Origin of the sequence: Rhizobium sullae (genome assembly GCF_900169785.1) — a bacterium.
Classification (GTDB): Bacteria; Pseudomonadota; Alphaproteobacteria; order Rhizobiales; family Rhizobiaceae; genus Rhizobium; species Rhizobium sullae.
In genome coordinates, this window is record NZ_FWER01000009.1 from 105,879 (window position 1) to 128,045 (window position 22,167).

The following is a 22,167-nucleotide window of genomic DNA, read 5'->3' on the forward strand; positions in this document are numbered from 1 at the left end:
CTCAAAGGCCGATTTCGTGCGCCCAGGGCGGGTTGGCGCCGGCACGCGAAACGGTGACGGCCGCGGCCTTCGCCCCAAGCGACAGAGCGTTGTGCAGCGCCTTTTCGTCGAGGGAGGCAACCTGGCCCTTGGTCAGCAGATTATCCATCTTAAGCGAAGCGAGAATTCCGGCATCGAAGGTGTCGCCAGCGCCGACAGTATCAACGACGGTGACGCGCTGGCTCGCCACAACGACCTTGCGATCCTTGGTGTAGCCCTCCGCGCCCTCCGCGCCCTTGGTGATGACGACGAGCTTGGCGCCATGCTTCAGCCAGTAGGCCGCCAGATCGTCATGGCTACCTTCGAGGCCGAACCATTCGAGATCCTCGTCGGAGAACTTGACGATATCGGCCTTCGCCGCCATGCGCTTGATGCGCGCCATGTGGGCTTCCTTGTTCTTGATGAAGCCTGGGCGGATGTTCGGATCGAGCGAGATGACGCGCTTTCCCGCCTCACGATCGAGCAGCGCTTCGTAGGTTTCGCCGCAGGGGCTCGGGATCAGGCTGATCGCGCCGAAATGCAGCGCCTCACAATCGTCGCCGAGGAGCGGCAGGTCGTCTGTGGTGATCATGCGGCCGGCCGTGCCTTCATCGTAGAAGGCATAAGTCGCCTGACCGTTCACCAGCTTAACGAATGCGAGCGTCGACGGGCGGGCCGATATGGCGCAAAGGCTGAAATCGACATTGCTGGCGACTAGAGTCTCGCGCAGGATATCGCCCATCATGTCATCGGCGATGCCGGTAAAGAAGGACGTCGGAACGCCAAGCCTGCCGAGCGCAATCGCCGTGTTGAAGATCGCTCCGCCGGCATAGGGCGCGAAGCTCTTCTCGCCGAGCGTCGTCTCCCGCGGCAGCATGTCGATCAACGCTTCGCCACAGCACAAAATCATTCCGGCCTCCCAACGTATGGTGAATTTCGATCTTCAAATCGATTAGATAATTTCGTGGCAAAAGCAAAGCCGCACTTCGTCGATCTGCCGTTAAAGCGACGAAACGCCGCCGTTGCGGCCGGACCAGGCGAGCGGCGCGTCGAGGAAGGCTTCCACTTCGCTGAGCGTCTTCTCGTCGAAAAGCTCCTGTGCTTTCGCAACAGCCAGAACGTCGCGCCAGGTAGCGATGTAGTGCAGCTTCACCTTCCCGTCAGCAAAGCGCAGCGCGCCTTCGTCAAAGATGCCGTAGTAGAAGAGTGCAATGCCGTGATCAACGATGCCGCCAGCCGCGCGGACGGCATCGATGAACTTGAACATGCTGCCGCCCGCCGTCGTCAGATCCTCGATGACAAGGACGCGCGAACCTTCCGGCATATTGCCTTCGATCTGCGCATTGCGACCATGACCCTTCGGCTGTTTGCGGACATAGATCATCGGCAGGCCGAGTCGGTCGGCAAGCAGCGCGGCGAAGGGAATGCCTGCCGTCTCGCCGCCGGCGATGCAATCAAACTGTTCGAAACCGGCGTCACGAAGGACGACGCCTGCGGCAAAATCCATCACCGTGGAACGGATGCGCGGGAAAGAGAGCAGCTTGCGGCAATCGATATAGACAGGACTCGCCATGCCGGAGGAGAGCTTGTAGGGCTGAGCGGCGTTGAAATGGACCGCCTTGATCTCCCAGAGCATCTTCGCCACCAGTTCGGCCATGACGGCGCGGTCGGGAAAAGTCGTCAAGGGCATCGCTCTCTCCTTCGCTTAAATCCATGAGGCAATAGCAGCAAGCGCGCAAAGATTCCAGAACTGCGGTGGGCCGGCGTCAAGAATAGCAATGAATGCGTCAACTCTTTCAAACATTTCGGATTGTGCGATGGCGCAACAGGAATATCGTTAGGCCATGGAACATATCGAAATCTTTCAGCGTCTCGGTGTCGCGCTTGCGATTGGCCTGCTTGTCGGCGTCGAGCGGGGCTGGCGGGAGCGCGAGGTCCGGGCGGGCGGCAGGACCGCGGGCATCCGCACATTCGCCCTTACGGGTTTTCTCGGCGGAATAGCCGGGACACTGAATTCGATAGTCGGCCCCTTCCTGCCGGCGACGGTCGCGGCGCTGCTCGGCCTTGCCTATATCGCCGGGAATTGGCAGGAGACGCAGGAAGACGAAGATTACAGCATAACCTCGGTCGTGGCCGCGCTGGCGGTTTTCGGCCTCGGCGTACTCGCGGCTGTCGGCGACATCGTGACTGCGGCTGCAAGCGGCGTCGTGATGACCATAATTCTTGCGGCGCGCCACAGCCTGCATGGCTTTTTGAGAGGTTTGACCTGGCCGGAGCTTCGCTCTGCGCTGGTGCTGCTTGCCATGACCGTGGTTGCTTTGCCGCTGCTGCCGGACAGGCCGCTCGATCCTTGGGGGGCGCTCAACCCCTTCTCCCTATGGGTGCTGACCATTACCATCGCCGCGCTTTCCTTTGCCGGCTATGTCGCCATCAAACTGACCGGCACGGGCCGCGGTATTCTGCTGGCGGGCGCAGCCGGGGGACTGGTTTCTTCCACTGCGCTGACGCTCTCCTTCGCCCGCTATTCCAAGCAGGCGCCTCAGGGTTCGACGCACCTGGCGGCCGGAGCGGCCGTCGCTGGCGCCTTGTCCTTTGCCCGCGTCCTTGTCATCGGCGGCGCCTTGTCGCTCGATTTGATTCCTCCGCTTGCGGCCGGCCTGATCCCGGCGATCATCGGCTTCCTGATTGCGGGTTTCTTCTGGGTCTGGCGCTCCGGCTCCGCGACGGAGGTGCCGGAAATTGAGCTGAAGAACCCGTTCGAACTGCGCATGGTCTTCTCCTTTGCCGCGCTGCTTGGGTTGATCACCCTGATTTCAAAGATGGCAATCGATTATATCGGCGCGTCGGCACTTTACGCCGTGGCCGCGATCTCCGGGCTGGTCGATGTGGACGCCATCACACTTTCGACGGCGCGCCTTATGGGCACGGCGATCAATGCCAAAACCGCCGCCGACGTCATCCTCATAGCCGTCGCTGTCAATGTCGTGACAAAGGCGGTGCTGGCCTTCACCGCCGGCAAGCGGGAATATGGTGTAGCCTTGGCATTGGCGTCAGCGGTCGCCGTCGCCATGGGAGCAATCGCCTATCTCATGCTCCGCAGCTTCATGCCCGACTAAATCACGGGCTGTCGAGAAGCCGGCCGATATCGGCCGGCAGCATCCTTTTGTAGAGCGCGATCGCGGTCCGCCCCTCCTCCTCGCCGACCGAGATCGAATAACGCACGGCGGCCGCAAGCAAATGCATCGTCAGCCGCGCAATCGCCAGCAATTCGCCTCCTTCACGCTCCGGCCACAGTTTTTCCAAAACCTCAAACAGTCTTTGCGAGTGGAATTCCATGTCTTCGGCATCGACTTGCTGCAGCAGCTTGTCGGCCTGGGTCGCATGCCAGATGTCGCGCATGACCGGTTCTCTGCGGAAGAAATCACAATACTGATCGACGACGTTGCAGAGCGCCCGCTGCAGCGCTTCGGCGCTCGTCACCTTGGCCAGCTCTTCTTCTACGCAGTTCCTGCCCTGCTCGTTGAAGCGTTCGGCAAGCGTCCGGATGATGGAACTCTTGTCCGGGAAATACTGATAAAGAGCGCCGAAGGAAAGCTCCGCCTTTTCAACGATTTCGCTCATCTTCAGGGCGTCGCTGCCGTTCTTTTCGATCAGTTCCATTGCCACCGACAGGATCTTCTCGAAACGTTCCCGCCCACGCTGCTGGCGCGGGATTCGGCGTGGCTGGCCGGCCGACTGCAATCCTCTTTTACGCCTAACTGCGGTCTGTTCTGGCATTCGGCACTCCATTTTTCTATTGACGGAGAAAATAAGAGAGTTTATCTCATTATGCAAATAAGAGATTTTCTCTCATTCTATGGAAGGAGCAGTCCAATGCAGAATTCCGAAATCATCCTTGTCGGCGGCTCGGGGAAAACCGGCGGTCGCGTCGCCGCCCGGCTCGAAAAGCACGGTACCAAATCGCGCTTCGCTTCGCGCTCCAGCACACGCCCTTTTGATTGGGAGAACAGAGCGACCTGGTCGGCGGCGCTTGAGGGCGCCACCAGCGCCTATGTCACCTTTCAACCTGATCTCGCCGTGAGCTGGGCCGCCGACGCCATTGGCGCCTTAGCGAAGGCGGCCGCCGATTCGGGCTTGCGGCACATCGTGTTGCTCTCCGGCCGCGGCGAAGACGGCGCGGAACGCAGCGAAGAGATGCTCAAGGCCTCCGGCATCGGCTACACGATCCTTCGCGCCTCCTGGTTCTGCCAGAACTTCAGCGAAGGCGCGTTCGTGGAATCGATTGTCGCGGGAGAGCTGGCTCTGCCTGCGGGCGAGGTAAAGGAGCCCTTCACCGATGCCGACGACATTGCCGATGCTGCCCTTGCCGCACTGACCGACCCGCGCCACCTCGGCAAGACCTACGAATTGACCGGGCCACGCGCGCTCACCTTCCGCGAGGCGGTGTCGGAGATTGCGACGGCAACCGGCCGGACAATCCGCTATCGCCAGGTTTCCATGGGAGACTTCAAGGCCGGGCTTTCCGCGACCGGCGTGCCGGCAGGAACGATTGATCTTCTCGAGGAGCTCTTCGGCAAGGTTCTCGACGGCCGCAATTCGCGCGTCATGAACGGTGTTGCCGAAATCCTCGGGCGGCCGCCGAAAGACTTCAGCCAATATGCCCGCGAAACCGCGGCGACCGGCATATGGGGGGCATGAACATGGGAATGATCCTCATTCTTGCGCTCGTCGCCGCTGCGATCGGCAGCGGAATTGTCGCCGGCATCTTCTTTGCCTTCTCGACCTTCATCATGACCGCCTTTTCCCGTATTCCACCGGAACAGGGCATCGCGGCAATGAATTCGATCAACGTCACGATCGTGCGCTCGCCGTTCATGCTGATCTTCGTTCCGACCGCCATCCTCTGCGTTCTGATCGCCGTCCTGGCCATTATCGACTGGCGTGGAGGCTCTGGCGTCTGGATGCTGGCTGGTGCCAGCCTCTATGTCATCGCATCCTTCATCTCGACGATCGTCTTCAATGTGCCGATGAACGACGCGCTAGCAAAGGTCAGCGGCAACGGCGCGGAAGCCGTCAGCGTCTGGAATACCTATCTGAAGGACTGGACCTGGTGGAACCACGTCCGCACGATAGCATCGCTGCTTTCCGCAATCGCCTTCGTTCGCGCCTTGATGGTCCTTTGAAGAAAGCGGGAGGGCGTTGCTCCTCCCCGCCCGTTCTCAGCGTTCGACATCCCAGTGTAGCGGGAACATCGGATCGAACACCGTCACGGTTCCGGCTCCGGTTTCGATTTTTTCCGGAAATGTCACAGGCACTTCACGCTTCACCAGCGTGATGAGCTCTTCGTTCGGCGGCAAACCATACCAGCCCGGGCCGTTCAGCGAGGCGAAGGCTTCGAGCTTGTCGAGCGCCTCTTCCTGCTCAAAAGCATGGGCGAGGCAGCTCATCGTGTTGATCGAAGTATAGATCCCGGCACAGCCGCAGGCGCACTCCTTCAGCGGGTCGATATGCGGCGCCGAATCCGTGCCGAGGAAGAAGCGCTTGTCGCCGCTCACGGCGGCCGCGCGCAGCGCCAGGCGGTGGTTTTCGCGCTTGGCGACGGGCAGGCAGTAGTAATGCGGCCGAATGCCGCCGACGAGGATCGCGTTTCGGTTGATGATCAGGTGGTGCGTGGTGATGGAGCCGGCGAGATTGGCTTTTGACGACTTGATGTAGTCGATGCCGTCCGCCGTTGTCACGTGTTCCATCGTGACCTTCAATTCCGGCAGGCGCTTGCGCAAGGGATCGAGGACGGTCTCGATAAACACTGCCTCGCGGTCGAAGATATCGACCTCCGGCGTCGTGACTTCGCCATGCACGCAAAGCGGCAGGCCGATCTTCGCCATCCGCTCCAGCACTGGCATGGCCTTTTCCATGTCACCCACGCCACTATGGGAATTGGTGGTCGCACCCGCCGGATAAAGTTTCACCGCCGTGATCAGTCCGCTTTTCTTGCCTTCCTCGACATCATCGGCGCTCGTATGCTCCGTTAGATAGAGCGTCATCAGCGGCTCGAAGCGATCACCGGCCGGCAGTGCCTTCATGATCCGCTCGCGATAGGCTTTCGCATCCGCCGTCGTCACGACCGGCGGAACGAGGTTCGGCATGATGATGGCGCGCGCAAAGTTGCGGCTGGTATCGCCGATCACACCTTCAAGCATAGCGCCGTCGCGCAGATGCAGGTGCCAATCGTCAGGGCGGCGGATGGTGAGGGACTGCATGCGCTAACTCCGGCAGGGCGGCTTTTAAATCCTGCCCGCGCATTATCACCCCGGCACGGCTTATGGCAAACATTTTGCCGCTTTAATTGTCAGGCGATTTCGAGCGTTACGTCGGCAGGACGGCGGTTTTCCAGGATGAGCCTGCCATTCGGCAGGTCATTGCCATAGACCTTGGCGCTTGCTTGCTCTTCTGTCAGCTTATAGCCGCGCCAGCGGGCCCAGAGCCGCCCTTCCAGCACCTCGATCGGCGGGGCAAGCATAATGGAGTAGTCGAAGATGCCCTCAAGCTCCGCCCATTTGCCTTGGTTGAACAGAAGGTAGTTGCCCTCGACGATGATGAAGCGGTGCTCCGGCGACACGACGCGGGCCGACGCGATGGCGATCTCGCGCGACCGGTCGAAGACCGGGATCAGCACCTCCTGGTCGGCGCGCTTGACGGCGCGGATGATATCGAGGAAGCCGCGCACATCGAACGTCTCCGGGATGCCCTTGCGGGCGAGCAGGCCGCGTTCGATGAGGATCGCATTGTCCATGTGAAAGCCGTCCATGGGCAGTACTTCCGCACTTTCACTCTTGGCTTTCAACGCATCGGCGAGATTATCCGCCATGGTCGACTTGCCGGAGCCGGGCGGGCCAGCGATGGCAATCAGGAAGCGCTTGGTATCGCCAGCGCGGCTGATAACCTCGCCGGCGATTTCCCCGACGGTTACGCTCATGCGGCAACCGGATCCGTCGGAACAGTCTTGGCGCCGGTCATGAATGCCACCGCGTCGGACATGGTGTATTCCTTCGGATTGATGACCGTCAGGCGGCGTCCGAGCCGGTGGATGTGGATGCGATCGGCGACTTCGAAGACATGCGGCATGTTGTGCGAGATGAGCACGATCGGCAGGCCGCGGGACTTTACGTCAAGGATCAACTCCAGCACGCGACGGCTTTCCTTCACGCCGAGTGCGGCTGTCGGCTCGTCCATGATGACGACCTTGGAACCGAAAGCGGCCGCGCGCGCGACCGCCACACCCTGGCGCTGTCCGCCGGACAGCGTTTCGACCGCCTGATTGATGTTCTGGATCGTCATCAGACCCAGCTCCGAGAGCTTCGAGCGGGCGCGCTTTTCCATCGCCGGCCGGTCGAGCATGCGGAACCAGCTGCCGAGCACGCCCGGCCTTCTGATCTCGCGGCCAAGAAACATGTTGTCGGCAATCGACAGAGCCGGAGAAAGCGCAAGGTTCTGATAGACGGTCTCGATGCCCGCCTCACGTGCCTCCATAGGCGACCTGAAGTGCACCGGTTTGCCCTCCAACGTGATCTCGCCTTCGTCGGGCGTGACTGCACCGGAAATCGCCTTGATGAGCGACGACTTGCCGGCGCCATTGTCGCCGATGACGGCGAGGATTTCGCCGGGATAGAGGTCGAAGTCTGCGTTGTCGAGTGCGGTGACGCGTCCGTAACGCTTGACGAGGCCGCGGGCGGTAAGGATGGGTTCAACAGCCATGATTACACCGAAACCTTTCTGATCCACTGGTCGATTGCGACGGCGGCGATGATGAGCACGCCGGTCAGCAGGACTTTCCATTGGGGGTCGGCCCCGAGCATATTGAGTCCCATAGACACGACGCCGACGATCATCGCGCCGAACAAGGTGCCGAGGATGGAGCCGCGGCCGCCGAAGAGCGAGATCCCGCCGATCACAGTCGCGGTGATTGCCTGCAGGTTAAAATCGGTGACGGCTGAGGACGGCGAGATGGAGCCGTTGCGGCCGATCGACACCCAGGCTGCAAAAGCGGCGATGACGCCCGAGATTGCATAGACCGTGAGCAGCACGCGCTTGGTTTGGATGCCGGAGAGCTTTGCCGCTTCCGGATCATCGCCGACCGCATAGACGTGCCTACCCCAGGCCGTGTGGTTGAGAACATACCAGAGCCCGAGTACCAGCAGCACCATCGCGATGACGCCGAGCGTCAGGACCGCATTGCCGACCTTGAAACTGAGCGCGAAGAAATGCAGCAGCGGCGCCTGCGCATCCACGTCCGCATCGCGGATCGTCTCGTTTGCCGAGTAGATGAAATTCGTCGCCATGACGATGTTCCAAGTGCCGAGCGTCACGATGAACGGCGGCAGCTTCATGTAGGCGACGAGGAAACCGTTGAGCAGGCCGCATACGCCGCCAACCAGCATGCCGAGGATGACAGCAATCGGCGTCGGAATTCCGTAAGTGATCGCAAAGTTGCCCATGATGACGGCGGAAATGACCATGATGACGCCGATCGAAAGATCGATGCCGGCGGTCAGGATGACCAACGTTTGGGCCGCGCCGAGGATACCGACGATTGCGATCTGCTGCAGGATAAGCGTCAGCGTGTAGGACGAGAAGAACCGCCCGCCGATCGCTATGCCGAAGATGATGATCGCCAGCACTAGCACTATCAACGGCACCGCTGCCGGCGTCGAATGCAGGAAGTGCTGCGCACGTTTCAGAAATGAGATTTCCTGGTGTTCAAACGACGCGACATTCTTGTCGCTGCTGTCAAGAACCCGTTCGAAGTCCTGTGCTCCGGTCATTTTTCCTCCTCCGCTTTCGCGCCGAACCGCGCGCGGAAGCTATTGCCCATATTGCTCCGGTCTTCGAACGCCGGTTCTTGTGGCAAGAGCTTATCGTCTGTCGAAAGCGGCCGGGGATCAAGCCCCGGCCGGTGTTTTGGCTAGAGAACCAGGCTCAGCCCCAGCACTTGTCGGTGCCGACCTTGGTGTCGATCGATTCGACGCCGGAAACCGGCTTGTCGGTGACGAGCGAAACGCCGGTGTCGAAGAAGGACTTGCCTTCTGTCGGCTTCGGCTTTTCACCGCTGTCGGCGAACTTCTTGATCGCCTCGACGCCGAGAGCCGCCATCATCAGCGGGTACTGCTGCGAAGTGGCGCCGATGACGCCGTCCTTGACGGACTGGACGCCCGGGCAACCACCGTCAACCGAAACGATCAGCACATTGCTCTCCATTCCGACAGCCTTCAGCGCCTGGTAGGCACCAACAGCGGCCGGCTCGTTGATCGTGTGGATCACGTTGATGCTCGGATCCTTCTGGAGAAGGTTTTCCATGGCCTTGCGGCCGCCTTCTTCGTTGCCGTTGGTCACATCGTGACCGACGATACGCGGATCGTCCTCATCGCCAATCTTGTTCGGGTCCTTGGTGTCGATGCCGAAGCCCATCATGAAGCCCTGATCGCGCAGGACGTCGACGGTCGGCTGCGACGGTGTCAGATCGAGGAAGGCGACCTTGGCGTCCTTTGCCTTGTCGCCGAGTGTTTCCTTGGCCCACTGGCCGATCAGCTTGCCGGCAAGCAGATTGTCGGTCGCAAAGGTCGCGTCAGCGGCATCAGCCGGATCGAGCGGCGTGTCGAGCGCGATGACCAACAGGCCGGCGTCGCGCGCTTTCTTGACCGACGAAACGATGCCCTTGGTATCGGATGCAGTGATCAGAATGCCCTTTGCGCCATCGGCAATGCAGCTTTCGATAGCGGCAACTTGGCTCTCACTATCGCCGTCGATCTTACCGGCGTAGGACTTCAGCGTAACGCCGAGCTCCTTCGCCTTGGCCGTTGCGCCTTCCTTCATCTTGACGAAGAACGGATTTGTGTCCGTCTTGGTGATGAGGCAGGCGGAAACATCCGCGGCCATGGCCGGAGCGGAAAAGGCAACGCCGAGTGCAAGCGCGCCGAAAGCCAGAACTGATTTCTTCATGAACTCCTCCCAGAGATTAGCCGGAACTCCCGCATGGCAGAACCGGAATTTGAGACACAGGACGACATCGCGGATTCAGTCAAAGGCCTCCTCCAAAGCCGTCCCATACTGTTGACGATCGCAATTAAGAACGAAAAGAAATTCGCTTGTCAATAAATAAATCCAATTGAATTATTAATTCCATGTGGCATGTTGATTAAAAATCGGGCATAGGCCAATGAACGGGAGGAGTGGCCAATGTCGTCCTTGGACGGTCCGACGCACGCGCCGGGCACACCACCAATTCTAAATCCGGCGGGAGGCGCGAACCAGGTCAGGGTGCGCGCCTATAACGAGCGGCTGGTCCTTTCGCTGGTGCGCCTCTACGGCTCGCTTTCGAAGGCCGATATCGCACGCCGCAGCGGCCTTTCTGCTCAAACCGTTTCCGTCATCATGAGGGAACTGGAGAGGGAGGGGTTGCTTTCAAGAGGCGAGCCCGTTCGCGGCCGCGTCGGCCAGCCGTCGATCCCGATGCGTCTCAATCCCGACGCCGTCAATTCCTTCGGCGTAAAGATGGGCCGGCGCAGCGCCGATCTGGTTTTGATGGATTTCGTCGGACGCATCCGCATGCAGTTGCACCGGACATATGCCTATCCGCAACCGGACGAAATTCTCGCCTTTATCATTTCCGGTATCCGGGAGCTTGAAAGCAGGCTCAGCGACAGGCAACGGAGCCGGGTCGCAGGAATCGGCATTGCCGCGCCCTTCGAGCTTTGGAACTGGGCAGACGAGGTCGGTGCGCCGGAGGGCGCAATGGAAGTCTGGCGCGGGTTCGACCTGCAGGCCGAAGTCGCCGCGCGCGTTTCTTATCCGGTCTATCTGCAAAATGATGCGACCAGCGCCTGCGGTGCGGAGCTCGTCTTCGGCGTCGGCCCGTCCTATCCGGATTTCGTCTATTTTTTCATAGGGTCTTTCATCGGCGGCGGCATTGTCCTCAATTCGGCCATCTTCTCCGGGCGCACAGGCACCGCCGGCGCGATCGGACCGCTTCCGGTACGCGGCAAGAACGGCGAAAACCGCCAGCTTCTCGATATCGCCTCGATCTTCGTGCTCGAAAACATGCTGCGCGAGAAAGGCATCGATCCTCAGCCGCTTTGGTATTCTGCCAACGACTGGGTTGACTTCGGCGAGCCGATGGAAACCTGGATCCAGGACACTGCGAAAGCGCTGGCTCAGGCGGTCGTTGCCGCTGCCTCGATCGTCGATTTCAGCGCTGCCGTCATCGACGGCGGCTTCCCCGGCTGGGTGCGCACGCGTATCGTGAACGCGACAATCCGCGAGGCCGCGAAACTCGACCTGCAGGGTGTTGTGATGCCAGAGATCATCGAGGGCGTGGTGGGCGCGCAAGCGCGCGCGATTGGTGGCGCGAGCCTGCCGATTTTTGCGCGCTATCTAACCGACCAGAACGTGCTTTTCAAGGAGATTGAAAATGCTGAAGGGACTTGATCCGCTCTTGAGTCCGCAACTGCTCTCGACATTGCGCGAGATGGGCCACGGCGACGAGATCGCCATCGTCGACGGCAATTATCCGGGTGTCGAGCATGCGCGGCGGCTGATCCGCCTGGACGGCCACGGCATCGTGCCGGTGCTCGACGCAGTTCTAAGCGTGCTGCCGATCGACGATTTCGTGCCTGAGGCGATCTTCCGCTCGACCGTCAAGGCCGAGCGCGACAAGCTCGATCCCGTGCATGAGGAAATGATCGACTGCTGCGCCAAGCACGAGCCGCACCGCGACGTGACGCCACTTGTCGGCCAGGATTTCTACAATCGTGTGCGCGCCGCCCACGCCGTCATTCAGACGAGCGAGCCGCGCCTCTACGCCAACATCATCCTGCGCAAGGGCGTCATCTACCCGAAGGCTGCCGGCGAACATGTCAAGACGACCGTCGAGCCTTTCGACTATTGACGCTCAAATCTCGCCCGCCTGCGGTCCCCAGACATCTGTCAGCGCGAAGCCGCCCGAGTGCGGGTCGAAAGGGTCGAGCGCCACCTGCGACAGGCCGAAGGTGAAGCCGCGGCCGGTGATCGTCGGGATGATGGCCGGGCGGCCTGCAACTTCGGTTATCGCCTGCAAGCCGACCTCGAATTCCGAGCTGATGATCGAGCGCGACTTGAAGATGTCGCCGGCCTTGGCCTTGCCGCGCGCATGGAGGGCCGCCAGGTTCGCTGAACTGCCGGTGCCGCAGGGCGAGCGGTCGGCGCGGCCGGGCCACATCGTCGTGCAGGTGCGCACCGCGCCATCCGGCTCGCTATCGCGGAACATCACATAGGCAACGCCGGAGATCGCCGGAATTTCCGGATGCACGACCAGGATATCACGATTGATGATTTCCTTGAGGATCATGCCTGCCTGAACGAGGCCTGCGGCATTTGCCTTCTCGATCGTCAGGTTGATCTGGCGGACATCAATCAGCGCATAGAAGATGCCGCCATAGCAGATGTCGGCTTTGACCTTGCCCCAATGCGGCGTTTCGATCTCGATGTCCAACTGATGGACGAAGGCCGGAACCATGGTGAGCCGCACCTTCTCGCAGCGACCGTCGCGGCAGGTTGCCACCGCCCTAACCAAACCGGCAGCGGTCTCGAGTGTAACGACCGTTTCTGGTTCCTTCATCTCGACGATGCCGGATTCGAGCAGCGCGGTGGTGACGCAGATCGAATTCGAGCCGGAACTCGCATGCGCCTGATCCGGCTGAAGAATGACGAAGGCTGCATCGGCATCGGGATGCTTGGCGGGCAAAAGCAGGTTGACGGACCCGATCGGCGCGCCGCGCGGCTCGAGGCAGAGGAAGCGGCGAAGCTCAGTGCCCTTGGGATCCGTATTCAACCAATGAAGCTGTGCGGCGACCGTCTCACCGGGGATCTTCGGCACGCCGCCGATCGCGACCCTGCCGATCTCGCCTTCGCAGTGAACGTCCAGAAGCTGGATGGTACGCTTCCACCTCATTTTTTACTCCTATCAAACGTGACGCGTGACGCCGCCATCGACGCGGATATTCTGACCCGTGATGTAGCCCGCGCCATCAGAGAGCAGGAAGGCTGCCGTCTTGGCGATTTCTTCCATATGACCGATGCGCTTCATCGGGATCTTGTCGGCGGTTTCGGGCTTGTGGTTGAGGCTGTCGATATAGCCGGGCAGGATGCAGTTCATGCGGATATTATCCGCAGCATACCGATCCGAATAAAGCTTCGTGAATGCGCCTGCCGCAGCGCGATAGGTGCAGGAAACGGGGAAGATCAGCGACGGCTCATAGGCGGCGAAGGTCGTGATGTTGACGAAGGCGCCCTTGCCTTGCTTTAGCATGACAGGCGTCACGAGGCGTGCCATGCGCACCAGCGACAGGATCATCATGTCGGAACCGAGCGTCCACATCTCGTCGGTAATGTCCAGGAGATCGCCCTTCGGCGGATGACCGGTGTGGTTCACGACGGCGTCGACGCGGCCATAGGAATTCATCGTCAGGTCGAAAATCGCCTGGATGTCTTCGGCTTTTTCCGCCACGCCGCGTGAGGCAATGCCGCCAAGCTCGAAGGCCAGCTTTTCGCAGCTTTCGGAAGGCGACATCAGGGCCAGAAGATAGCCTTGCGCGGCCAGTTCGCGGGCGATCGCCTCGCCCATGCCGCGGCCGCCACCGGTAATCAGCGCTACGGGCTTCGTGCTATCGGACATTGGTTCCTCCTAATATCGGTTTATGCGGAAGGGGATTATGTCGACCGTGGGTTTGACGCCCATCACCATATCGGCGATCAGCCGCGCTGTCGTCGCCGAAAGCGTCAGGCCGAGATGGCCGTGGCCGGTTGCATACCAGACGCCGGGCATCTTCGATGAAGGCGAGATAATCGGGATCGTATCCGGCAGTGCCGGGCGATGACCCATCCACTCGGTCGTCTCTTCGATCTTCAAACCCGGCAGCGCGCGTTGCGCATGGCGCACGAGCACCCGCGGGCGGCGGAAATCCGGGAGCGCGTCGAGACCCGCCAGTTCGACGTTGCCGCCGACGCGAATGCCGCCGGCCGTCGGCGTGACCATGAAAGCGCGATGCGGCCAGATAATCGAATAGCGCATCGAGATGCCGGGCTTCATGATCTGCGTGTGATAGCCGCGCTCGGTTTCCAGCGGGATCGGCTCGCCAAGCTTTGCGGCAAAATCGCGCGTGTGCACGCCGGCTGCCAGTACCACCGAGTCGACCTCGATGCTGCCACCGCCTTCGAGCAGTACGACAGCATCGCCCGCCGGCCTGCGTTCGATATTGCGCACGGTACCCGGCACGAAGCGAGCGCCCGCCGCCTGAGCGGCATCCGCAAGCTTGACTACCAATTGGTAGGGATCACGGATCGATTTATTGTCCGGCAAAAGCACGGCCATGGCGATCGAGGGCGAAAGCTCCGCCTCGTAGTGCCGGATCGCGCCGCCGTTCAGGACCTCGAAATCGAAGCCGTAGCGCTGCATCATCTCGATATGGTCGCGGTCGGCGGCGAATTCAGCTTCCGTTTCATAGATGGCGAGGCAACCTTCCTCCGTCATGAGTTCCGGCACGCCGATTGCAGAAAGCATGGTTCGGAAATCGCCAGGCGCTTGGCGGGTCAGACTCATGCCCGCATCTTCGATCTCGCGCAACCGGGACGGGCGGCCGGCAGCAATGAAGCGCAGCAACCATGGCAGCATTTTGGGAGCGTAAGAAGGCCGCACCCAAACCGGGCCCTGGGGGTCCATCAGCCAGCCGGGAATCTTCTTCCACGTCGCCGGACCGGAACCCGCCGCAAAATCGAGCGCGATGCTCGCCATGTTCCCGTAGGACGCGCCACGACCCGGTTCGCCCTTGTCGATCAACGTCACCTGAAATCCGCGCCGCTGCAGTTCGAAAGCAATCGACGCCCCAATTACGCCTGCGCCGACAACGGCGACGGTCTGCTTCCTCTCATTCGCCATATCATCATCCATCAAGGCAAGGCTTGAGCGCCACGATTTCCCTGTGATATATCAGAATGGGATGAATGCCTATGAGGAATTTTATTGTGTCGGCAAACCGGCGCCGACAGTATCGCCGACAGAGCCCGCGGTATTTTCCATCGACTGGCCGAAGCGCTTTAGCTGGGCATCATAGTTGCGGCGCGTGCGCGGATCGAAGATCGCAATCGGCGTGCTGACGGCAACGCTGGCCGCACTTCCGACCGTTTGCGCGGCGCCCATTGCGACCGCCCCGACCGCTTCGCCGAGACCGACCTGCGAGTCCGTAATCGTCTGGCCAGCGATCAGCCGGTCTCCGATCAGCTTCACCACTTCCGGACTTTCAGCGAATTTGCCGTGGTTCAGCCGGTCGCCGCCCTTGAGCTTGGTGAGATCGAGGACGGTAATGCCCGCCGCCTCGAGCTTGCTGCGATAGGGCTCCGCCGAAGGATCGATCTGGCCGAGGCGATCGACATTGCCGGAAATGCGGCGCGAAAGTGCCAGCGCACGGTCGTCCCGCGAAACGAAGATGGTGAAGTGCGGCCTCTCCTCGCCGAGGCTCACGAACTGCCGGCCGAAGACATCGACGTCGAGATCGGGGGAGGCAAGGATGACGTTGTTGATCTTGCTTGCGACGTGCCCATCCCGGATCGCCATCTGGCGCAGCGCCTCGACCGTCAGCCAAGTGCCCATCGAATGGGCCATGATCGTGATATCGCTGACTGCCGGATTCTGGGCGGTGCGGCGCAGCAGCTCTTCCAGCGCATCGCGGGAATAATTCGTGCTTTCCTTGTCGTAGTTGTAGTCGAAGATGCTGCCGCGCGACGGCCAGGTGAAGACGACCGGCGCCACGTCCGCATGCGAATCGTGAACGATCTGCGCGAAGCGGTAGACAGAATCCTCGTAGAGATTGTTGAAGCCATGGACGAAAACCAGCACACGGCGGCTCTTCGGCATATGGCTCTTCAACCAGACCTCGCCTGCCCGTTCGCCTTCCAGCGGATCGACCGAGACGGTGACGAAATCGCGGAGCGGATCTGCCGGCAGGCGCTTTGGCCATTGCACCTGACCGATCTTGCGATTGGCATCCGGCGGTATCGAAACGTTGACCGCATTGACCATCAGGCCGGTGCCGCGCTCGCCGGAAAAGAGGACGGCGGGATCGTTGTCCCGTGCGCGCGTGGTTGCGACAAGAAGATCGACTTTCGAGGTGCCCGGCTGCACCGACCCCACTGGCGTCATCACGCCGATGTGCCGTCCGCCGCAGGCCGATAACAGGAAGGCAGCGAGCGTGAGGCTCGCAAGCGTCTTCTGCATGGCCCCCGATCCGTCAAACATGCCTACTCCAACATCGACGCCTGGCTGAACGCACTACGGCTGCTGCTGCTCAAATAAGCCGTGGGCGCGAAGAGAGTCAAATAAGGCAACGGCTGGATGGCCATCGCGTAGATGGGCAACTGATTTTCCAGGGCTGAAATAGAAAAGAGCCCGGCGCGGGAGGAGGTGCACCGGGCTCTTGATCCTGACTGGCAACTGGGAGGAGGAGTGTTACCAGTCTGCGTAAGAGCGCTGGGAGGAGGAGTGCGCTGCTTACGAAGCTATTAATACCTAATCGATTTGATCGAGAACAGGGTTATTACCGCAATGCAGCAATGCGTCTTTCGCATGGCTCGGCGCCGAATTTTGCGAAGACGCCTCATTTTGCAGCAATTTTGATCAGCTGGTCAAAAAATCATTTCGACAGAGCGCGATAGCCTAACGCCGATTTTTCGCCTCATCCCCAAAATCCGCCAGCATCTTCCAAAGATCCGCAAAAAGCTCTCGGGCAAAGGCCTCGAACGGGCCTTCTGACGGACGTTCCTGCCAGCGTTCGCCGCCGACGCGCAAGGCTCCGATGACGACCGCCGAGAGGAGGCGCATGCGTGCCCGGACTTCCTTCCCTTGGCCGCCTCTTGCGATCAGTGCTTCCGTCAGCTTCTGCTCAAGTTTTGCATACTTCATCTGATCGCGCGCTTTTAGCACCGGCGTGCGACGGATGAGTTCGCCAAGGGCGAGACCGCGTTCATTGGCAGAAGCGACGACGGTCTCCACGATCGCTTCTTCAACGACCTTCAGGGGCGGCTCGCTCTTCGGCCTTGCGGCGATGGCAGCCATCAGATGGCCGGCAAAGGAATCCTGCCAGGCGAAGACGACCTCTTCCTTGGAGGGGAAATAGTCGAAAAAGCTGCGCTTCGATACGTCGGCGGATTCGGTGATGTCCTCGATCGTCGTGGCATCGAACCCGCGTTCGAGGAACAGCGTCATTGCCGCCTGCTCGATGCGCTCGCGCGTCTGCCGCCGCTTGCGTTCGCGGCGGCCTTCCGTCGCGCCGGCTTTTTTCACTTCAGTCATCTGCGTTCGGATGCCTCAGCCGTCAGTCGCTTTGGCGGCCGCGCCAATTTCCTCTTCCCTGCGATGATATTTGAAGCGCTCCCGCGAGAGCTCAAGCGGCTTGCGGCGCGAAATTCTGTAGACTGCAGCAGGCGGCAGGTTACGCATCGTGCCGCCGATATGCGTTGCCTTGAGCCCCATGCGGTCGAGGATCGGACGCGGCACGGGGCAGCGCGGCCCATAAGTGAACTGATAAAACGCACCGCCGGGCCGCATGTAGGTGAAAGCACCGGCAAGGATGGCGGTGATTTTGCGTGGCGACATCGAAAGCAGCGGCAGACCGCTGATCACCGCCCCCACCGGCTCGCCTTCGAAGATGTCGGCGTGAGCCAATTGCCCCGCGTCCATCTGCAGGACGCGAGAGTACGGAAAGCGTGCTTTAAGGTTGCTGATGAATTCAGGCCCGTATTCGATCAGCGTCAAATCCGCCTCTCTGACGCCTCGGGCGAGCAGCGCGCGTGTGAAAACACCCGTGCCAGGTCCCAGTTCGATGATCGGCCCGTCAAGCGCGGCGATCTCCTTCGTCATCAGCTTGGCGAGCGAAACCCCAGAGGGAGCGATCGCGGCGACGCGGAGTGGATTGCTTACCCATGAGCGGAAGAAATGCAGGAAATCGGAGCATACAATGTCTGCGGTCATCTTGATTAGCCCACTTTTTTTGAAATGCAATGTGATTATCCCGCCGCCATCGCCTTCAGAAGGGCAATTCCAAGGCGTCACTGGCCCGGCGCAGCGCACGTCCAGTCTTTCATCCCAATTGGATCGGATCCTATCCTTCAATTATTGCAGTTTTATATCTATTGCATTTTTGCATTTAGTGCAACTCATATGAGCCGAGTTTATGGAACGGCCGTATACAGATGCTGCCACACCGGCCAACAAGCCGTTTCACCTACCTTCAAAGAGAGCATCCTGTCGCTGCCCTATCGATCGTAGACCGCGCGATAGCCTTCTGACGAGGCGCAGGCGTCATACTGCCTGCGCGCAGCGTCGCGTGAGAGCGCTTCCGCTTCGGCGCCATGGTAATCGCCAGTCATCTGTGCGCGCAGTTTGTATTGCTGCATCGCTTCGCCGTACATCGCATTGGCTTCGCCGATGCACATGGCGTGGGCAACGAATGGCGGATTGACCGGGCTGCCGACGGGATAAAGAACAGGTTTCTCGGCATAGCTGACGCATCCGGCAAGAACGGCCGCGATCGGCGCTATCGAAATCACAACCAGGGTTCTCGCCTTCATAATTCTCTCCAATGCGCCCGCTCCGCACCATCGCGGCGCAGAACGCAGATACAGGCGCAAGATTGCGCGAAGCTAAGCAAAGGAGATCGATGGCCGTAGCAGGATGGTCTCCCAGCCACTTACATTTGCGGCTGCCCATTCGTCGTTGACTTCCCGGATGATGAGAGGAAAATGTCCTTCTATGCGTCCCACGCAACATAAGGAGTGCCTACGATGACGATCGCAGGAAAACTTCAGGACTATATCGCCGGTGAGGGTATCGCTTACGACACCGTCGCTCATCACCGCACAGCAACAACCAGCCAGTCGGCGCAGGCCGCGCATATTCCCGGCGGCAGGCTGGCCAAATCCGTCGTCGTACATCACGAAATGGGGTACGTCCTAGCCGTTGTCCCGAGCACGCACCGGATCGAATTCTCCACATTGCAGGATGTGATGAACCGGCGCCTTGGTCTCGCCTCGGAGGAGGAGGTCAGCTCGCTTTTTTCCGATTGCGACATCGGCGCAGTGCCGCCCATCGGCCCCGCTTACGATGTGCCGGTGATCCTCGACGAAAGCCTCGGCGACGCGAGCGACGTCTATTTCGAAGGTGGCGACCACAAGACACTCGTGCATGTCAGTGGGCCTAACTTTCGCAGCCTGATGAAGGATGCGCAAATCGCCCGCTTCAGCCACCTGCCGTAGACGATCCTGGGCCTGCTCCCAGCAGTGACAGTGGCCGCGAACCCTGGCTAGACGGCATGACAAAATATTTGACCGCCTCTAAGGCATCGGCTCGCTGTCCGTACCCCTGCGACCCGAGTTGGAATGAGCTAACCAACCGATGCTCCTACGTCAGGTTGGAACGCCCATGCCGAATAGGTGAATCGGCGAGCCTCCGCCTTGATCTCGGTGTCTGCTGGGGAAGCTGCCAGGAACCCGCCGTGAGGGCCGGCTCCACAACGTGGAGTTCGGCCGTTACGCCTGCACGCCGGAGGGCTCGGTGCATGCGCACCGTATCGGACAGAAGTAGGTCGCGCGTTCCCGTCGCCAGGCTCGCAACGACCAATGCCGATGGCGGATAACTTGTCAGGACCTCGGTATAATGCTTCGAAGGTCCGTCTCGGACCCTTCGAGACGTTTGTCATTCGTGGCCGCCATTCAACGCGATTACGGCGATGCGCACTCCGGAAGGCGCAGCGGCTTCTTTATCTTCGCGAGCTCTTCTGCCTTGGCGCAGTCCGCAAAGCCGGCGAGCCGCATGGTTTCGATCAACCGCTGGCGCTCCGCTTCATTGAATCCGGGCTGATTGACAAGTCCCTCGACGGTCAAATTGGGAAACCGCCTGAGTGCGTCGGTTACTGAGACCTTCGCCTCTTCAGTTCGGCCAATAGCCGCAAGCGCGCCAGAACGCATCACCCAGTGTTTCCTTCCATAGTTTTCCGGCGTCAAGCGGTCCAGCATCCGCAGGGCATCCTCATACCGGCCCGCCATGAAGTAGGCGTGAGTGAAAATCCTGGCACTCCACATCGGGAAACCGGGGTTGAGACTGACCGCCTTGTCGACCAGTTGCGCGCCGCGCTCAGGCTCGCCGAAGGTCGAGGCCCAATCGATGTAGAAAGTCAGAACTTCGAACTGGCCGGGAGCGAGGCGCAGTGCGGTATCGAACTCTGCCTTGGCGCGTTCCAATTCTCCTTTGTCACCCAAAGTGCTCGCGTAGACGACATGTGCCTCTGCATCGCTCGGATCGAGCCGGACGGCGCGCTCGGCTGCCTCGGCAGAAAGAGCCCGGTTCTTGTCGGGTTCAACCCCAAAACCGGCCAAGATAACATGGGAATGGCTAAGTTCGACCCAGGCGCGGGCAAGGCCGGGGTCCAATTCGACCGCGCGGGTGAGCAGCTTGACGGCCTCCTCGACATCCGCCTGATTGACTTGCTCGAGTTTTTCGGTGCCGAGCAGATAAAATTCGTAGGCATTGAGATTCTCGGGCGGCTTTCGGTGGGCGGTGATGCGGCCCGCCTCCTGGACCAAACCTGCGCCGCCGCCGAGGCGGTTCGAAATCTGCTCGGAAATTTCGATCTGGATTGCGAACAAGTCCTCGTCCGGGCGGTCCCAGCGCTGCGACCAAATGTGTTTGCCCGTTTTGGCGTCGATGAGCTGCGCCGTAATTCTTACGCGGTCAGGCTGACGCTGGATGGAACCCTCGACCACAAATCCTGCGCCAAGCGCCTTACCCACTTCACTCGGCACGGCTGGTTGGTCCCGGTATTGTTCAGTCGAGTTACGGGCGATCACCTGGAATTCAGGGAACCCCGCCAGATCGGTGATTATGTCGTCAGTGAGGCCATCGGCGAGGCGTCCGGTCGCCTCGTCGCCGCCATAGTTGTCGAACGGCAGCACCGCTACCGACGGTTTGCCGCCTAATGTCGCAGTCGGCCAGAATTGCCAGGCCGTCCCGGCCAAAACCAGAATAAGGACTGGCACGGCTGCTGCTGCCCAAACCCAGCGCGGAGGCCATGACCGCGCTGGTTGGCGTGGGGCTTGTCCCTCAAGGATAACGCGGAAGGCCTGCACCGGTTCGGCGATATTCTTCACCTTCTGGTCGCCCATCGGCTCGAAGCCGAAAGCCAGCTTCTTCTCAACCTCCCTGGCGACCTTTCCCGAGACGCAGATGCCGCCCGGGTCTGCCAACTGCTGAAGCCTGGCCGCGACATTGACGCCCTCGCCATATCGGTCCTCGCCGTCGACGATCACCTCGCCGAGATTGATCCCGATCCTGACCCGGATCCGCTGGTCCTCGGGAACGGCTGCATTCCGTTCCGCCAGCCCGCGCTGCAGCGAGACGGCGCATTCCACGGCGTCCACCACGCTGCCAAATTCGGCGAGGATCCCGTCGCCCATAAGCTTGAAAATCTGGCCGTGATGGCGGGCAATCTCCGGCTCAAACAGTTCCTTGCGTCCGGCACGAAGGCGCTCGAATGTGCCAGCCTCGTCGCGTTCCATCAGCGCGGAATAGCCCACGACATCAGCAGCGAGGATGGCGGAAAGCTTGCGGTCCATTGGTTCGGCCTAACTTCACCGGATTATAGGACTGGTCGCACTTAAATGAAACGACCGACCTCAACAAGCGCTTCAGGGGAACCCGCGCTTCATCCAACACTTCTACTGAACGCCGCAGGCAGTCCCCCCGGTGTGGAATGCCCATGTGAGCCCGATTGTTCGTGTGCCTCCTGCAAGTCGCTTGCAATGTGAGGATCGTCGTCGAACGCGGCCCCACGGACCGGTGTGGGTGGCGAAGCGGCGCATGGCCTAGCCGTAGCCTTAGTCCATTTCCGCAAGTTTCGAGACATTCGAGCTGGCCTCCCGGAATGGCCGACTCGGGTCCAGACTGTGTAAAAGCGCTGTTTATGAAAGTTTTAAGACGCTCGAAAAACGCGTCATGTCGCCGAGCTTCGTGTCGCGCATCGAGGCGGCAAGAACGCTTCGGAAACACAATCCGGGAACGTGCCGGGAATGCCA

The 22,167-nt window shown here is 60.6% G+C and carries 22 protein-coding genes; 6 read left to right on the top strand and 16 right to left on the bottom strand.

The window, feature by feature from the left end; genetic code table 11:
• Position 1 precedes the first annotated feature (1 nt).
• The gene (locus tag BN1800_RS09935) at positions 2–928 is read right to left on the bottom strand and encodes a carbohydrate kinase family protein (RefSeq protein WP_027510743.1); all 927 of its coding nucleotides are present in this window, start codon (positions 926–928) and stop codon (positions 2–4) included.
• Positions 929–1,018: 90 nt separating this feature from the next.
• Positions 1,019–1,708: an orotate phosphoribosyltransferase gene (locus BN1800_RS09940; protein WP_027510744.1), complete on the bottom strand. Its 690-nt coding sequence runs from the start codon at positions 1,706–1,708 to the stop codon at positions 1,019–1,021.
• Positions 1,709–1,862: 154 nt separating this feature from the next.
• On the opposite strand from BN1800_RS09940, the gene BN1800_RS09945 reads away from it, so the two are divergent.
• A complete protein-coding gene (locus BN1800_RS09945; RefSeq protein ID WP_086996886.1) occupies positions 1,863–3,134 on the top strand; it encodes an MgtC/SapB family protein in 1,272 nt (423 codons plus the stop codon).
• A 1-nt stretch (position 3,135) separates the two neighbouring features.
• On the opposite strand, the gene BN1800_RS09950 is transcribed toward BN1800_RS09945, so the two are convergent.
• Positions 3,136–3,795, bottom strand: a complete 660-nt coding sequence (locus BN1800_RS09950) for a TetR/AcrR family transcriptional regulator (protein WP_027510746.1) — start codon at positions 3,793–3,795, stop codon at positions 3,136–3,138.
• A 96-nt stretch (positions 3,796–3,891) separates the two neighbouring features.
• Here BN1800_RS09950 and BN1800_RS09955 point away from each other — a divergent pair, with 96 nt between their 5' ends.
• Positions 3,892–4,716, top strand: coding sequence for an NmrA family NAD(P)-binding protein (locus BN1800_RS09955; RefSeq protein WP_086996889.1), 825 nt, complete (start codon positions 3,892–3,894; stop codon positions 4,714–4,716).
• 2 nt (positions 4,717–4,718) lie between these two features.
• Positions 4,719–5,201, top strand: a complete 483-nt coding sequence (locus BN1800_RS09960) for an anthrone oxygenase family protein (protein ID WP_086997215.1) — start codon at positions 4,719–4,721, stop codon at positions 5,199–5,201.
• A 36-nt stretch (positions 5,202–5,237) separates the two neighbouring features.
• Here the strand turns inward: BN1800_RS09960 and pyrC are convergent, their stop codons facing one another.
• From pyrC to BN1800_RS09985, 5 genes are all read right to left on the bottom strand, one after another.
• Entirely contained in the window at positions 5,238–6,278 is a 1,041-nt protein-coding gene (gene pyrC, locus BN1800_RS09965; RefSeq protein ID WP_027510749.1) for a dihydroorotase, read from the bottom strand.
• 89 nt (positions 6,279–6,367) lie between these two features.
• Positions 6,368–6,994, bottom strand: coding sequence for a nucleoside triphosphate hydrolase (locus BN1800_RS09970; protein ID WP_027510750.1), 627 nt, complete (start codon positions 6,992–6,994; stop codon positions 6,368–6,370).
• Positions 6,991–7,773: an ATP-binding cassette domain-containing protein gene (locus tag BN1800_RS09975; protein ID WP_027510751.1), complete on the bottom strand. Its 783-nt coding sequence runs from the start codon at positions 7,771–7,773 to the stop codon at positions 6,991–6,993. The genes BN1800_RS09970 and BN1800_RS09975 overlap by 4 nt, the downstream gene beginning before the upstream one ends.
• 2 nt (positions 7,774–7,775) lie before the next feature.
• A complete protein-coding gene (locus BN1800_RS09980; RefSeq protein WP_027510752.1) occupies positions 7,776–8,840 on the bottom strand; it encodes an ABC transporter permease in 1,065 nt (354 codons plus the stop codon).
• Positions 8,841–8,994: 154 nt separating this feature from the next.
• The gene (locus tag BN1800_RS09985) at positions 8,995–10,014 is read right to left on the bottom strand and encodes a sugar ABC transporter substrate-binding protein (protein WP_027510753.1); all 1,020 of its coding nucleotides are present in this window, start codon (positions 10,012–10,014) and stop codon (positions 8,995–8,997) included.
• A 237-nt stretch (positions 10,015–10,251) separates the two neighbouring features.
• Between BN1800_RS09985 and BN1800_RS09990 the strand changes: the two genes are divergently transcribed.
• Together BN1800_RS09990 and BN1800_RS09995 are read left to right on the top strand one after the other, a co-directional pair.
• Positions 10,252–11,499: an ROK family transcriptional regulator gene (locus BN1800_RS09990; protein ID WP_086996893.1), complete on the top strand. Its 1,248-nt coding sequence runs from the start codon at positions 10,252–10,254 to the stop codon at positions 11,497–11,499.
• Entirely contained in the window at positions 11,483–11,959 is a 477-nt protein-coding gene (locus BN1800_RS09995; RefSeq protein WP_086996896.1) for an RbsD/FucU family protein, read from the top strand. The genes BN1800_RS09990 and BN1800_RS09995 overlap by 17 nt, the downstream gene beginning before the upstream one ends.
• A gap of 3 nt (positions 11,960–11,962) precedes the next feature.
• On the opposite strand, the gene BN1800_RS10000 is transcribed toward BN1800_RS09995, so the two are convergent.
• The 7 genes from BN1800_RS10000 to BN1800_RS10030 form a co-directional block, all read right to left on the bottom strand.
• On the bottom strand, positions 11,963–13,000 hold the full coding sequence (locus tag BN1800_RS10000) for a proline racemase family protein (RefSeq protein WP_086996899.1): 1,038 nt from the start codon (positions 12,998–13,000) through the stop codon (positions 11,963–11,965).
• A 12-nt stretch (positions 13,001–13,012) separates the two neighbouring features.
• Positions 13,013–13,723, bottom strand: coding sequence for an SDR family oxidoreductase (locus BN1800_RS10005; protein WP_086996902.1), 711 nt, complete (start codon positions 13,721–13,723; stop codon positions 13,013–13,015).
• 9 nt (positions 13,724–13,732) lie between these two features.
• Entirely contained in the window at positions 13,733–14,983 is a 1,251-nt protein-coding gene (locus tag BN1800_RS10010) for an NAD(P)/FAD-dependent oxidoreductase (protein WP_086997218.1), read from the bottom strand.
• A gap of 81 nt (positions 14,984–15,064) precedes the next feature.
• Positions 15,065–16,318: an alpha/beta hydrolase gene (locus BN1800_RS10015; protein WP_086997221.1), complete on the bottom strand. Its 1,254-nt coding sequence runs from the start codon at positions 16,316–16,318 to the stop codon at positions 15,065–15,067.
• Positions 16,319–16,756: 438 nt separating this feature from the next.
• Positions 16,757–17,392: a TetR family transcriptional regulator gene (locus tag BN1800_RS10020; RefSeq protein ID WP_086996905.1), complete on the bottom strand. Its 636-nt coding sequence runs from the start codon at positions 17,390–17,392 to the stop codon at positions 16,757–16,759.
• Between the two features lie 15 nt (positions 17,393–17,407).
• Entirely contained in the window at positions 17,408–18,070 is a 663-nt protein-coding gene (locus BN1800_RS10025) for a class I SAM-dependent methyltransferase (protein ID WP_086997224.1), read from the bottom strand.
• Positions 18,071–18,354: 284 nt separating this feature from the next.
• Positions 18,355–18,669 carry a hypothetical protein gene (locus tag BN1800_RS10030; protein ID WP_086996907.1) on the bottom strand — a complete coding sequence of 105 codons (315 nt, stop codon included), beginning with the start codon at positions 18,667–18,669 and terminating at the stop codon, positions 18,355–18,357.
• Between the two features lie 213 nt (positions 18,670–18,882).
• Here BN1800_RS10030 and BN1800_RS10035 point away from each other — a divergent pair, with 213 nt between their 5' ends.
• A complete protein-coding gene (locus BN1800_RS10035; protein WP_027510763.1) occupies positions 18,883–19,353 on the top strand; it encodes an aminoacyl-tRNA deacylase in 471 nt (156 codons plus the stop codon).
• Between the two features lie 465 nt (positions 19,354–19,818).
• On the opposite strand, the gene BN1800_RS10045 is transcribed toward BN1800_RS10035, so the two are convergent.
• A complete protein-coding gene (locus tag BN1800_RS10045; protein ID WP_086996913.1) occupies positions 19,819–21,708 on the bottom strand; it encodes an adenylate/guanylate cyclase domain-containing protein in 1,890 nt (629 codons plus the stop codon).
• Positions 21,709–22,167: the final 459 nt, after the last annotated feature.